Annotated in this window: 18 protein-coding genes and 1 tRNA gene; 4 read left to right on the top strand and 15 right to left on the bottom strand. The window is 43.8% G+C overall.

Going from position 1 to position 12,819, the window contains the following annotated elements:
• Positions 1–180: 180 nt before the first annotated feature.
• From JNC77_RS15215 to JNC77_RS15205, 3 genes are all read right to left on the bottom strand, one after another.
• Positions 181–450: a transposase gene (locus JNC77_RS15215; protein ID WP_374834019.1), complete on the bottom strand. Its 270-nt coding sequence runs from the start codon at positions 448–450 to the stop codon at positions 181–183.
• Positions 451–611: 161 nt separating this feature from the next.
• Positions 612–1,268, bottom strand: a complete 657-nt coding sequence (locus JNC77_RS15210) for a DUF421 domain-containing protein (protein ID WP_374834017.1) — start codon at positions 1,266–1,268, stop codon at positions 612–614.
• A 274-nt stretch (positions 1,269–1,542) separates the two neighbouring features.
• Complete coding sequence (locus JNC77_RS15205; protein WP_374834015.1) at positions 1,543–1,794, bottom strand: hypothetical protein; 252 nt, start codon at positions 1,792–1,794, stop codon at positions 1,543–1,545.
• A 300-nt stretch (positions 1,795–2,094) separates the two neighbouring features.
• On the opposite strand from JNC77_RS15205, the gene JNC77_RS15200 reads away from it, so the two are divergent.
• Both JNC77_RS15200 and clcA read left to right on the top strand, forming a co-directional pair.
• Positions 2,095–2,171, top strand: a tRNA-Pro gene (locus JNC77_RS15200).
• 451 nt (positions 2,172–2,622) lie between these two features.
• Positions 2,623–3,975 (top strand): H(+)/Cl(-) exchange transporter ClcA, encoded by a 1,353-nt coding sequence (clcA, locus tag JNC77_RS15195; protein WP_374834013.1) that lies wholly within the window; start codon positions 2,623–2,625, stop codon positions 3,973–3,975.
• Between the two features lie 105 nt (positions 3,976–4,080).
• Here clcA and JNC77_RS15190 read toward each other — a convergent pair whose 3' ends face one another.
• From JNC77_RS15190 to JNC77_RS15170, 5 genes are all read right to left on the bottom strand, one after another.
• Positions 4,081–4,341 (bottom strand): hypothetical protein, encoded by a 261-nt coding sequence (locus tag JNC77_RS15190; RefSeq protein WP_374834011.1) that lies wholly within the window; start codon positions 4,339–4,341, stop codon positions 4,081–4,083.
• Positions 4,342–4,564: 223 nt separating this feature from the next.
• Positions 4,565–5,245, bottom strand: a complete 681-nt coding sequence (locus JNC77_RS15185; protein WP_374834009.1) for a MarC family NAAT transporter — start codon at positions 5,243–5,245, stop codon at positions 4,565–4,567.
• Positions 5,246–5,301: 56 nt separating this feature from the next.
• Complete coding sequence (locus JNC77_RS15180; protein WP_374834007.1) at positions 5,302–5,832, bottom strand: DedA family protein; 531 nt, start codon at positions 5,830–5,832, stop codon at positions 5,302–5,304.
• A gap of 244 nt (positions 5,833–6,076) precedes the next feature.
• On the bottom strand, positions 6,077–6,805 hold the full coding sequence (locus JNC77_RS15175; RefSeq protein WP_374834005.1) for an outer membrane protein: 729 nt from the start codon (positions 6,803–6,805) through the stop codon (positions 6,077–6,079).
• 237 nt (positions 6,806–7,042) lie between these two features.
• Positions 7,043–7,999 carry an NAD-dependent epimerase/dehydratase family protein gene (locus JNC77_RS15170; RefSeq protein WP_374834003.1) on the bottom strand — a complete coding sequence of 319 codons (957 nt, stop codon included), beginning with the start codon at positions 7,997–7,999 and terminating at the stop codon, positions 7,043–7,045.
• A gap of 300 nt (positions 8,000–8,299) precedes the next feature.
• Between JNC77_RS15170 and JNC77_RS15165 the strand changes: the two genes are divergently transcribed.
• Entirely contained in the window at positions 8,300–9,478 is a 1,179-nt protein-coding gene (locus JNC77_RS15165; RefSeq protein ID WP_374834001.1) for a tyrosine-type recombinase/integrase, read from the top strand.
• On the opposite strand, the gene JNC77_RS15160 is transcribed toward JNC77_RS15165, so the two are convergent.
• The 6 genes from JNC77_RS15160 to JNC77_RS15135 all read right to left on the bottom strand — a co-directional run bounded on the left by JNC77_RS15160 (position 9,475) and on the right by JNC77_RS15135 (position 11,129).
• Complete coding sequence (locus tag JNC77_RS15160) at positions 9,475–9,681, bottom strand: helix-turn-helix transcriptional regulator (protein ID WP_374833999.1); 207 nt, start codon at positions 9,679–9,681, stop codon at positions 9,475–9,477. The two genes, JNC77_RS15165 and JNC77_RS15160, sit on opposite strands and share 4 nt — an antisense overlap.
• Positions 9,678–9,932, bottom strand: a complete 255-nt coding sequence (locus JNC77_RS15155) for a hypothetical protein (RefSeq protein WP_374833997.1) — start codon at positions 9,930–9,932, stop codon at positions 9,678–9,680. Before JNC77_RS15155 ends, JNC77_RS15160 begins: the two co-directional genes overlap by 4 nt.
• A 204-nt stretch (positions 9,933–10,136) precedes the next feature.
• A complete protein-coding gene (locus JNC77_RS15150; protein WP_374833995.1) occupies positions 10,137–10,289 on the bottom strand; it encodes a hypothetical protein in 153 nt (50 codons plus the stop codon).
• A 71-nt stretch (positions 10,290–10,360) separates the two neighbouring features.
• Positions 10,361–10,558 carry a hypothetical protein gene (locus JNC77_RS15145; protein ID WP_374833993.1) on the bottom strand — a complete coding sequence of 66 codons (198 nt, stop codon included), beginning with the start codon at positions 10,556–10,558 and terminating at the stop codon, positions 10,361–10,363.
• Positions 10,555–10,827: a hypothetical protein gene (locus JNC77_RS15140; protein ID WP_374833991.1), complete on the bottom strand. Its 273-nt coding sequence runs from the start codon at positions 10,825–10,827 to the stop codon at positions 10,555–10,557. The genes JNC77_RS15145 and JNC77_RS15140 overlap by 4 nt, the downstream gene beginning before the upstream one ends.
• Positions 10,824–11,129, bottom strand: coding sequence for a hypothetical protein (locus tag JNC77_RS15135; RefSeq protein ID WP_374833989.1), 306 nt, complete (start codon positions 11,127–11,129; stop codon positions 10,824–10,826). Before JNC77_RS15135 ends, JNC77_RS15140 begins: the two co-directional genes overlap by 4 nt.
• 337 nt (positions 11,130–11,466) lie before the next feature.
• Between JNC77_RS15135 and JNC77_RS15130 the strand changes: the two genes are divergently transcribed.
• The gene (locus JNC77_RS15130; protein ID WP_374833987.1) at positions 11,467–11,982 is read left to right on the top strand and encodes a hypothetical protein; all 516 of its coding nucleotides are present in this window, start codon (positions 11,467–11,469) and stop codon (positions 11,980–11,982) included.
• A gap of 37 nt (positions 11,983–12,019) precedes the next feature.
• On the opposite strand, the gene JNC77_RS15125 is transcribed toward JNC77_RS15130, so the two are convergent.
• Positions 12,020–12,583: an XRE family transcriptional regulator gene (locus JNC77_RS15125; protein ID WP_374833985.1), complete on the bottom strand. Its 564-nt coding sequence runs from the start codon at positions 12,581–12,583 to the stop codon at positions 12,020–12,022.
• Between the last annotated feature and the right edge of the window lie 236 nt (positions 12,584–12,819).

Here is a 12,819-nt window from a genome sequence, read left to right as displayed (position 1 = left end):
TGGCCTTTGCGAAAGTCAACAGGCTTTGTTGCCACCATGATCCGCACCCGATTGGAAGGAAAGATCATGATTGAGCCGCAAGCGCACTTGCAACAGCTGCGATCCGGGATGAGCAGACACCGTCTTCCAACCGGATAATGACAGATCAGAAAAAGATCTCAACGCGAGAAGCCGTAGGTGTTACCGGTTCAACGACCTGCTTCTCGACAACGATTGCTGCAAACTCCGTCTCATCCACGGGTGCAGGCAACACAAGCTTGCCTTTGCGCGCCAGCGTGCGCCACGAAGACAGGTATTCGCCCGAACACCATAACGATCTGCGACTTGCTGAACCGTCACGCCAGGCCGCAAGCTTTCCGAAACAATCCGCGCCTTTAAATCGGTCGACCACTGACGATGTTTACCACACTTACTCTGATCTGTTGTGAAAAACTCTATTCGAAGCTCCATGGAGAAACTCCGCTATGTATATTGGCGAAATTTCAATGACAGATCAGAAAAACGAAAAATAGGTGGGACCAAAACACCGCTTACGGCGGTTTGAAGCCATTGTGAAATGGTTGAGGCCGCCCAAGAGCCAGAGTTGAGGGGATGACTATCAATGGTAGCTATCATTTTACAGTTTTGACTTTGCCATCATTGAATATGACATGCATTTTTTCTTCGAAATATTCGATTATAAATACATCATCTGGGTCGATATGGGCAGATTTAAGCCGCTTAAAAATCCAGTCATTATCTTTGGCTATTTCGTGCAGTGCTGACGGTATGGGGTTGCCGTCTTTCATCAGAATGAGTGAAGGCATTATATTGCCTTTACAAATGACAGTAATATCCCCGCTCGGCTCTATTTGCGCATAGGCGATTTCTTGAAAAGAATTGATGCCCTTGGCATGTAGACGTGATGAAACGTTGATTATGTCTATTTTGTTTCGCTTACGGCGAATATTTTCCATAATAAATTCGCCATTTTTTATTATTGGAATTGGATCTCCCATTGCCAAACTTCGAATGAAACTAATATGCTTCGTTATCGCATTCAGTAGGCCGATCAGGCAAACGCCAATAATCAAAACAGCAATATACTGCAGCATTGGAATTGTATCACTGTAGATAACACCACCAATTATCCCGCCTAGAACAAAATTACCGATAAAATCGACTGGTGTCATTTGTGATAACTGGGTTTTGCCAGACAGATTCATATGCGTAATTACAATCGTAAATCCGATGAAGAATTTGAGTAGCAAATAGCCATAGTATTCCATTACAACTTTACCTTTTACCATAAATTAATTTTGAGCTATCTATTTACTTCCTATCTATCTTTATGGTCGCAGTAAATTATCTTAATTGATAATATTAATTATATTAGATAAGCAACGGTTATATATTTAGATTTGATAACCACTTTTAAAATTAAAATCCGATGATATTGATTAATGAACATCATCTTTATGTTCAGTTTTTTACCATTTACTCATCGCCTTCATCCTTAAGCATCATCGATGCCCTTGGATGTTCTGACCTTCTTTTCATCGCTCATGCTATGCCGCCCACAAAACCGCTCAACTCTTTAAGGCGCTCCATAGCCATGCGGAATCGACCATCGCATCCTTTGCCGCGGCATCGTGAGCGCCGCTCAACTTCATCAAGGTAAAGCTGCTCATATCCTTCCTTCTTACAAATGTCCGCCTTCTTGATGTAAACAAGGCGGCGACACTTTTCACAAATCATTTCTAAGCGCTGATCATCGTCCAGATCACGGACTTGTATTTGGCTTTTCCAACTCATGGCACAGTTATCCCGTGGCGCTAAACGTGCACAAAAGGGTTGAAGATATTTTCATAAAGACTAACTTGTTCTTTAAATGTTCCAATTCAGTTGGAGAGTCAAATATATTTTTGATGGTCTTGCTAACTGAAATTTTTCATCCACATAAATAGCGGAACAAATAAAGAATATTTGTGGGGTTTTGGGTGGGACTTTCGGTGCTAATAAGTCCCACAAGCTACATTTGTCTGCATTTTGTTCTTTTTCTTGATTTAATGAACTTGCTTAAAAAGTCTTTATATTCTAAGGCTTTCATAGGTTCGGAGCGTAGCGCAGCTAGGTAGCGCACTTGACTGGGGGTCAAGGGGTCGTGGGTTCGAATCCCGCCGCTCCGACCATGAAATCAATAACTTAGCTTATACTGTCCGTCAGCTTGGTTTACAGCTTTCGTTTTGGTTAGTGTAAACCCGCAACATCATATGGCAGTAAACGGGAATATCCGAAATTATATGAAATTACGCGGGATAGTCTCAATTAAAACGATAGCTGGGGAAAAAATAAATTATACTGAATTTAAAAATTGAAAACGTGCGAAGGAAAGTTAGGGGAAACTTAGTCCCAAATCTTCGAAACATTATCGCTGATTTGGTCTAAATATATTTTTTATGGTCTGTTTTAATTGCAGACCTTCTTAATTAACAAACTTAAATTCGATTTTCCTTAATAAGTCAGTTTCTATTTCATGCTTTAACGTGCAAATACTAGACTTTGTCAGATGAATGTGATTGCTTGACCTTGCACACGATTATGCTTTTAAACTGTTAGTATTTATATTCTGGAGAGCCTGAGATGGATGATCGGACATTACAGATCGACAAACCGGGCAATCATCGGGCGCAGGCACGTTACATTTTTCTTGCAGCACTAACTGGTATTTTTACAGGAATAGCTGGATCTTATTTCCATCTCATCATTAATGAAATGATGAGATGGCCACAAAAATTAAGTGAATACTTTAATGGTATATCCCTTATCGTAATTTCCTCACTTATAGTGATGATCTGTACTGTTTTATCAGCTTATATTGTACGCCGTTTTGCACCGGAAGCAAGCGGCAGTGGCGTTCAGGAAATTGAAGGCGCTATCGAGGGATTGAGAGACGTTCGTTGGAAGCGCATTTTACCAGTAAAATTCCTCGTAGGTATTAGTGCTATTTCATCTGGATTAGTCTTGGGACGTGAAGGTCCAACTATTCACATTGGCGCTTCGTTTGGAGCCGCGATTACAAGTTTTTTCAAAGTCAGTGATGCTGAAAGACGTGGTATTTTAGCCGCTGGCGCGGCAGCAGGTCTTGCATGTGCTTTTAATGCTCCGTTAGCGGGGATTTTGTTTATCATCGAGGAAACGCGAAAACAATTTCCGTATACTTTCCGTACTTATATGGGCGTGATAGCGTCGGCTTTGCTTGCGACGATATTTACCCAAATCATCGGCGGTACAGCTCCGGACATGTCGATGCCTGATGTGAAGGTCGAACTTCTGTATTTACCGGCTTTTGTCGTGCTGGGATGTTTGTTTGGCTTTGTGGGCGTGGCTTTAAATGCCGGCATTATGTGGGCAGTTAATTTTGCAAGTCGTATACAGAAAATTGTACCCTATCTCTATCCGGCACTCATTGGTTTGTCCGTAGGTGCACTTTTCATCATATTACCACAATCAGTTACTGGTGGTGAAAATGTCATCCTGCAATTAACGCATCAAAAAATTGGGTTGGCTCTTTTGCTCTTGTTGGCCGTTACACGTTATTTTACCACGGTCGGCAGTTATTCAAGTGGTGTGCCAGGTGGTATTTTTGCTCCAATGCTTACTCTTGCCACCTGCATAGGGCTTTCATTTTCCGGTATTTTAGACATTCTTTTTCCGGAAACCACTATTGCAGCAGTGGCATTTGTGATCGCAGCTATGGGAGCGCTTTTTACTGCATCCGTACGCGCACCAGTTGTGGGTATTGTTCTCACACTTGAACTGACTGGGGCTTATGATATGGCGGTACCGCTTATAATTGCCTGTCTCATGGCAAATTTAACAGCAGAATGGATTGGTGGAAAACCGATTTACGAGCAGCTGCTTGACAGAACTTTGCTTCAGGCTGGCATTAAGCCTAAAAAACAACCCCATGAATCTCACAGCGGAATTGCCTAACAGGTAATCATATCGTCCGTATGCGAGAATTTGAGAATAAAAAATGAATGCAGTATATCGTTGAACTGCGGATGGTTATCCTTACCACAAAACAAAGTACTATATTTAGCGACCATTGTTTATGACAAATTTCTTACTCTTATCGGTAAAATCACCTAAAAGATTGACCTGATAGCTAAATACAAGTCGCTCACCTTTTCCGCGCTTCACAAAGTCATCTTGCATGACAATTTTCTGGACACGGTTAATTTCAGCCCATTTTTCGCGGCAAGTAGAGTTCGGTGTTGCCCTTTGAGTGAAAAATGAACCATCACTCAGCGGTATGCGAGGCGTAGAAAGCTTTGCATCCTTTTCAACTTCTGTCATGGTACAGGCTGATATAGCTAGCTATAAAAATCAAATTCGTGCTGCGAAGAAATATGATTTCTCACTTAAAACGGAAGATGAGATAATCTATGATTAATTATAACGTTGAAGTCAAATAATATGAATCTGATCATCATGTTATTTAGTGGCGCTTTTGCATATAAAATTTAATCAGATTAAATTACGAGAAAAAGGCCGGAAATAGATTTTCCGGCTTTTTTATTTAAAGCGCTGCGTGTGCGCCGAGACTTGCAAATTCATAATAAAAATCGCGAACGCCTGAGGCTAAAAATTGAACAGCAATACAAGTGAGCAGGAAACCCATGATTTTTGATATGGCCTGAGTTCCGTGTTTGCCAAGTAATTTTTCGATCCATTTGGAAGCGGATAAGGTGATATAAGCGATAGTTGCTACAATTCCGATACCGATCAGAATATGAACATGCCCCATAATCATTTGCCCTGCCGGAATTTGTGAACCAAATCCCATAACAACCGCAATGGAACCGGGGCCTGCAAGGCTTGGCATGGCTAAAGGCGAAAATGAATAATCCATATCTGCTTTTTTGATATCTGATGCACTGGATTCCACTTCAGATGAAGGATCGCTGCCAGAAAACACCATCCGCAAAGCTAAAATCAAAATGATGATACCGCCCGCAACACGAATCCCTGGCATGGAAATGCCGAAGAGTGTGATGATCCCTTTACCCAAAAGAAGAAAAGTGGCCAGAATACAAAACGCATAAATACAAGCTTTTGCCGCTTGTTTACGTTTTTTCTCAGCGGTCATGCGGTTTGTCAGCGCCATAAAGAGTGGAATTGTTGTCAGCGGATTCATGATTGGGAGAAGCCCGATTACAACAAGCGCTGTGTATTTAAAGAAATCAGCAGCATACGACATTAAGCAATCCTTTTTTACTTAAGCCTATGAGTTATTACTAACCAAAAGGCAAATGATCACTTGATCCATTCCAACCACTTCGCATCAAGTGCAAATGCACCTGGTGCCAACATGGCAAACGCCCAAATGGCAGCAGAAGAAAAATTAGCAAGCTGAAATAAAATTTGCGGTAAATTCATAATACCTGCCATTAAAGGCACGATTGCTCTTAATGGGCCCCAAAAACGACCAATGAAGACACTCCAAGTTCCCCAACGTTTAAAAAAAAGTTCACCATTGCGAGCCATATCAGGATATTTTGAAAGCGGCCAGATATTGAGAATTTGTGTTTTATAGCGTCTTCCTAGCCAGTAAGAAACCCAGTCACCCAGAAATGCACCCAGGGCTGCAGAAATCCAAATTGTAAAGAAATCGAGATTAGCTACGCCTATCAGTGCCCCCATGCCAATCAAAATAGTGGTTGCAGGCGCTAATAAGGACAGAAAAGCGAGAGATTCACAAAATGACAATATAAAGGCAATGAATGGAGCCAAGTGGCTATATTGCTGAACAATGTTCAAAGTCGATTGAATGAAATCATTCAGCATGGGTATAACCGGTTCATTAAATATACCTGCTATGGTGGTTATTCTGATTTATCACGGGCTCATAGCATAAATTATATCAAAAGGGCTATTTATTGTCTCATCGGCTGGCTCAGCGATAGTGCATCTTCCTCTCAAATCAATCATCAGTATCAATCATATTTCGTGTTTGTTTTAACTCTTATGAATTTTAAAAATAAAAAAACCGCCTGAAATTCAGGCGGCTTTTCAATGCGCTTAGAGGAGATCAGAACTTGTAATTCAAGCCAACGCGCACAGTATGGAACTTCACTTTTGCGTCCAGTTTAGTGGTGACGCCATCATCGATATAGTTCATCAGTTTTGTTTTACCGAAGTCTGTGTAAAGATATTCCGATTTCAATGTCCAATTATTGGCCAATGCATATTCAGCGCCAGCGCCAACAGTCCAGCCGGATTTTGTCTTGGATTTTGATACGCCTTCGCCCTCAAAATCAACGTATGATTTAACTTTACCATAAGCATAACCACCGGTTGTGTAGACCATCAAGCGTTCAGTTGGTACATACCCCAGACGTGCGCGCACTGTGCCAAACCAGTTGACCTTGGTGCCTGCTTTTAAGGTGAGGTTATTATCAGTTAATTTAACTTCACCTTTAAGGTTGGAGCCTTGGAAGTCTGCTTCAACACCGGCAACCACATTGTTGTTAAACTGCCAGTTATAACCGGCCTGTACACCGCCAGCAAAGCCGCTTGATGTGACATCAAGAGATCCGGAATCATTATCTTCTTCCTCAAAAACAGTATCATAACCTTTAGAGGAATAAGGGTGCTTGAATTTGCCTCCGGCATAGCCAGCGTTCAACCCAATATATCCACCTGTCCATGAGAAAGTATCCACCGCTACAGGCGCCGGCTCATTATAGACAATTGCATCAGCTGCAAAAACTGGTGTTGCCAAAATTGCAGTCGCTGCTGCAAGGGTAAAAATTTTCATGTCCATCCCACTTTATGAGGTGGTGTTTAAGATTTATCATAAATAATCTTAAACACTCATCATTTCAGATCTATGTTTCGGTCATTACGGAGATTTTGATCAGTTTCTACTTGTCATCTTGTGCAAGCTAAAAGGCTGATTGCCATAATCCGTAATTTCTGCGTGAGATGTAATTTAGTTGATTAATTGAAACAATTCCCCTGAACATGGGGGGGACTGAAAAGTGATCAATAAAACTTAATAGATACCGAGGCGTTTCAATATCATATCCTCTGTTGAGGTTGGCATCATAGTTTTTATTAATGAAGCCAATTGGTAATGCTGTAATGTGCTTTTGAAAGAGTCAAAGAGTGATTGTTTCGGATACCACCCTAATTGATTGCCAATCTTTTCAGATGAGGCCAAGCACGGATAATCACGGAAAGGAAACCATGAGCGGGCATCCGCGCCTGAAGCAGCCGTGCCAACCGCAATTTGCTTATCATGAAAGCCTGCGACTTGCGCAAGCAGTGTGGCGTGTTGCGAAAATGTCAATATTGTTGGGTCAGCAATATTAAATGTATCATGTTTAAAATAGTCAGCCTCAGCCACCTGCAGAATTGCATTGGCAACATCCTCCACATGAATAAACTGAACTTTTGAAAGACCGTTGCCAGGAAGCAAAACAGGCTTATTCGCAGCTTGTCGTACCCAAAACCAAGTTTCCCTGTCACTACTGTTTTGGGGGCCAAAAATATAAGGAGGGCGCAGTATTATACATTTATCGTAAGCATGAGAAGCCAAACGATAGACTTCTTCCATACCACTTTTTTCTTTTCCGTATACACTCCAGACACTGGCACCACCGGTAGGTTCTTTCTCCGTGGGTGGTTGTGTGGCATCATCTGCATAGACTGAAGCGCTTGAGATAACGATTATATTACGTGACGTTTCTTGAAGCACTTGCGTTAAATAATGCGCTTGTAGTGGTGTGTAGCAGTTCGTATCGATAACGACATCAAAGTGTCGTCCCATTAATGCGGTTTTGAGTGCATTAATGTCATTGCGATCTGCAATCAGCTGCTCAACACCAGCGAGCACTATATTGCCGCGATTAAGAACGGTTACCTTTTTGTGGGCTGACAAGAACGAATTAACCACCTGTCTGCCAACGAAACCTGAGCCTCCGATTACGAGAACGGAATCATTTTTCATTTAAACACACTCCCAAATATCAAAGATATGATGATATGTTTGGAAGGGATGCCCAAACCCATCCAGTAAGTTTTTTAAGATTTTTTTAAATATAGTGTCTGATTCCCTACAGCAGGGCATCAAATATAGTGCGTAAAAAGACAATCGTCAGGTTGTAACCGTATGAAAGTGAACTCTAAATCTTTTTGATGTTTTTTAATTATGGCGGAGGGGGTGCCCGCGTCTTTATGCAACATATTGATATTGCTGATATGAGGTATTGCAAATAACCTTATTTGTCATAATTTTAGCAGTGAAGTTATGGCAAAAGGATTTGAAGTGGCAAGGAACAAGCTATCTGAAACACGCATTAAGGCGTTGGTAAAGCCGGGCATTTACTCGGATGGTGACGGCTTGTTTTTACGTGTTCGAGCTGGTGGCTCAAAGCAGTGGTTTTTTATATATAAACGAAATGGGCAAAGAACGGAACTAGGGCTCGGTGGATACGGGCAGGGAACTGCACCTGTATCGTTATCATTAGCACGTGAAAAAGCTGATGTGATACGTGAAAGGCTAGCTCGCGGCGAAGATCTACATAGCCGAAAAACATTTCTAAGCGTCATGGATGATGTTTTAGATGTGAAACAGGCAAGCTTTAAAAATGATAAACATAAAGCTCAGTGGGTAATGACCCTGACAAAATATGCTGAGCCTTTGCACAAGTTGCCTATAACCGATATCACGCGCGACCATGTCGTTGAAGTTTTAAAACCTATTTGGACTAAAATACCAGAAACCGCAGACCGTACCCGCCAGCGAATTGCTGCGGTAATCGATCATGCAAAAGCTCGTGGGCTTTATGTTGGTGACAATCCAGCTGATTGGCGTGGTGGTTTAAAAGAGCTTCTGCCAGCACGGAGTAAGCTGAGCAGGGGGCATCATGCTGCTGTTGGATATAAAGACTTACCCTTGGTTGTTGCTAATTTGAGGAAATCAACGGCAGTTTCTGCACGGGCTGTGGAATTTATTGCTTTGACTGCTGCTAGATCCAATGAAGCGCGCTCGATGACTTGGGATGAAATCAATTTTGCAGAAAAGCTTTGGATAGTTCCGGCCTCACGTATGAAGGCCAGTAAGCCCCATGAAGTCCCGCTCACAGATCGAGCGTTGGAGATTTTGCAAGAGCAATTAGAATTACGAACTGGTGATTTAGTTTTTGAAGGTGAGCGCGAAGGTAAGCCAATCTCCGACACAGCTATGATAAAAGTCTTTCGTGCAGCTGGAGCAGGTGACGCTACACTTCATGGATTGCGAAGTAGCTTCCGCGATTGGGCGGGTGATGAAACAAGTTATCCGCGTGATGTTGCTGAGGCTGCGCTCGCACATGTTATTAAAGACAAAACTGAGGCTGCCTATCGCCGTGGCACAGCGCTAGAAAAGCGCCGCGCCATGATGGAAGAGTGGTCGAGTTACTTAAACAAAGTTCAAGGCGATGATTAATTACGGTCACTAATTTTCTGTTCGATCCATCCTTCAACTTCTGCTCGAACATAAGCTTGGCGTTTCACTCCAATTTGCACTGGCTGCGGAAACTTTCCTTCCTTTGCCATAAGCGAAAGAAGTACGCGTGACATCGTTGTGGCCTGTGAAGCTTCCTTCGGTGACATTAATCTTGGGCGCTGATCATTGTTTGTCTGGCTCATTTCCGTCCTCCATCAGCCAAAGCTGCGCGGCCTAATAAACGCTCTCCCCATGTAAGATTTCGGCGAATAAGATGTTCATCACCGCCTATTTCAAGAACATGCGCACGGCAATGGTTGAATGTACTAGACTTTCTGTGCGCAGCCGCATCAGCCTTCATCTCAGCATCTTCTAGATTTTCAGCTTCAATGATCTCGCTTCTGAAATAGCCACTATCCATCCACCAATGATGGAAAACCGCGATGTACTTCATGCCTCTGCCTCCGGTTTCAGGGTGGTTGCGAGCGCTGGATAGTATTCATCAAGAGCCGGGTGCACGGTTGCATCTGGTATCTGCATCATAAGCCGTCTCCATACTCGCCGTTAAACTCGTCTGAAGGCACGCCTATCAGAGCGACGTAAATCATAAGACCGGCAGCCATGATTAGCGGCAGCGCTAGTGCTAAGCTTAAAACAGTCATAGCAATCCATCCTTTTTCAATCTGGCAACAACTGCGGCTGGTACTGAAGGCAAGCAGTCAGGCTTGACGCGGATAGCGTTGAGAAACTGGCGGTCGAGGTGCGCCGTTGTCGTGCAGGCGCGGGTATGCAATCGCGTTCTAGCGTTCATGGTAATCTCCTCAGTGTGTGTGGTGAAATGAACCCGCCAACCTTAGTCAGCGGGTAGGCAGCCCTAAGCCGCTATCTTCTTCTCTGATGCGCTTCCCAAGCCGCATCTTCTTGAGCGCGGCGAGGTGCTTCACGGATGTTGATTGCATCGCACAGCGCTTTTGCAGCTGCTTTGCTTTTCATGGAGCCTATAGCGCGACCGTTTTCACGGATTTGGACGCCGCCAAAGCGTTGTGGGTGGTAGGTCATAATTTGGCTTGCGCTATTCATGCCCCCACTCCCATACCAAGGCTCACCACGCCTATCATGCAAACGAAGGCTACAATGACAGCTGCTTCGCTTACTGTTCGCGCTGCTTCGCTTGTTGTGCGGATCGCGCCTTTCATCCATGGCATTATCTTGCCGTGTTTCTTGGCCTTGTGGTCAGGCCTACGCATCGGTTCAACGCTTGCGGCATATGTCTTGGGGGAGTGGGCTTGTTCTTCTACATCACGGAGAATGTCGCGGATAAGCACTTTGTCTTGGAGTGCGCGGGTCATGCTGCAACTCCTTCATACGCCGGCGCCTGTTCTGCTGGCGCATCTAGCACCGGTGCAGCGGCGCTGGCAGTCGTGCCGGTTGTTTGGAATACTTCAAACGCGTCGCCGGTTAGCTTGGCGAGGCGTGCAGCTTCGCGCACTGCACTCGCATAATCAGGATGTTCAAAAGGGCGGCCATTCGTAAATACGCGGCCTGTTCTTCTGCAGCGGCGGAACACAAAGCAGCCGCCGCCAATTACCTCTCCTTTGCGTGCCTTGTTATGTCTTCTTCTTTCAATTGTTTCAACTTTAGCGGTTTCCATATCTCTATCTCCTCAGTGGTGTGGTGTCAGCAGATCTTCCGATGCGGTGTCTTCGTGCTGGAGATATCTATGCGATAATAGGATAATTATGTCAACTATAAAAATCCTAAAATAGAACAAATAATCTTTGACCGTTTATCCGTTTTACGCATAATGTGAGTCGTCGCCGCGATGACGCGGCAGGTAAAGAGGAGATTGATTCAATGGATAGAGCAGTTAAAGTACCCCTATTAATAAGGGTGGGGGCGATATGCAGAGAGAGTATTGGCGCAAAGTTCACAATCGCGCGTGGGATTCCACTAAGCATACACTATCTATTGAGACTGGGGCGCGGCTAATGGTTAAGCTACTGGTCGCAATTGCTGTTATTGCAGCATTGTATATGTATGGCACAAGCGGTTCAGGGTGGGATGAGTTTCTTGCCAAGATATCCGCTTTTACCATAGCTTTTGTGATTGGGCCGGTGATTTATTTATTTTATATAATCCGCACGCCAGCCAAGCTTGATGCAGAGCTTGTGTCGCAAATTCAAGAATTGGAATCCGGCGTAAAAGACGTGGCTGATGCTGAAGCCGTGATTGAAGTTTTTGGGAGAATTCACAAAGAGGCCTCTAACGTCCTTGATGGCTTTATGGGTGGCGATGAGCCTGAAGCAGTTGAGCTTTTAATGGGCCAGATAGAGAAAGAGGCGCCAAAGCTGGATGCCCGTCGCAGTGCTATAGTATTGTCAGATAGTCTTGCTAAATATGACTATAAACGGTGGCAAGGTATTGTGTGGGACGATGATGAGTTCCCGCGAATTGCATTATTGGCATTGCGCGTCCAATCAATCGAAAAAGCCTTTGGCTTTTAACAAAGTGGCCGTCCTTATTTTAGGGCGGCCAGTGTGATTATCGGTACTTTACGCCAGTCACCTTTGCAACACGGTCGAGTACAACGTCAGGCTCAGCGGTACCTGATCCGTATGAAAATAGATTCCATCGGTCAGGTCGGCTGCCGCGCAAAAGTTTTTTTACCATTGTTCGCCCGTCATATGTCCAGACAACACATCGGCAATTTATGTGGAATGATTGTGGGACTTCATATTCATCATCGTAAAAAATAATAGACCCATCAGGTATGTCCTCCCCCATTGAAGTTCCCTCAACTTCAACACCTTTAGTGCCAATTGGGTACATGCCACCCTGGTTCTCAATCTCGCCTAATATCCCATTATCCATGCCGTAGATATGATCGCCGGCTCCGACCTTGCCAACGATGGGGATCGGGATGTTTATAGGGCTTTCACCAAGCGCGTTAGCAAATACAACATATTCCTCTAGTCCAATTTTCCGACCTTCCGTGAATATTTTGTTTATATAGTTCGCGGGTTTGCCAACGCGACGACCAAGCTCAGACTGGGTTATCCCAGTCCGCTCCATGCCATCCTTAAGCCACTGTCGAAAATCATTCATATCCATGAATTCGTATATCGCATAGTTTGCAAAATAAATCTTTTCCTATTTTCGAATTAAATGACTTGACAGAATTATCCCTTTATCGCATACTTCAAATCATAAGCCGTCAGAAAGAACGGTACTGATAAAAAGGAGATGCCCAATGAAAAAGAAGCCGGAACTACCGCGCCCTGACAGATAGCCGCTCCCAAGCTGCTCACCACAATACACTTCGAGGAGATACCAATGACGAA

The sequence above is a fragment of the Paenochrobactrum pullorum genome, assembly GCF_041929845.1.
GTDB lineage: Bacteria > Pseudomonadota > Alphaproteobacteria > Rhizobiales > Rhizobiaceae > Paenochrobactrum > Paenochrobactrum pullorum.
The sequence above is the reverse complement of the archived record's forward strand: the minus strand, read 5'-3'. Positions and strand labels throughout refer to the sequence as shown.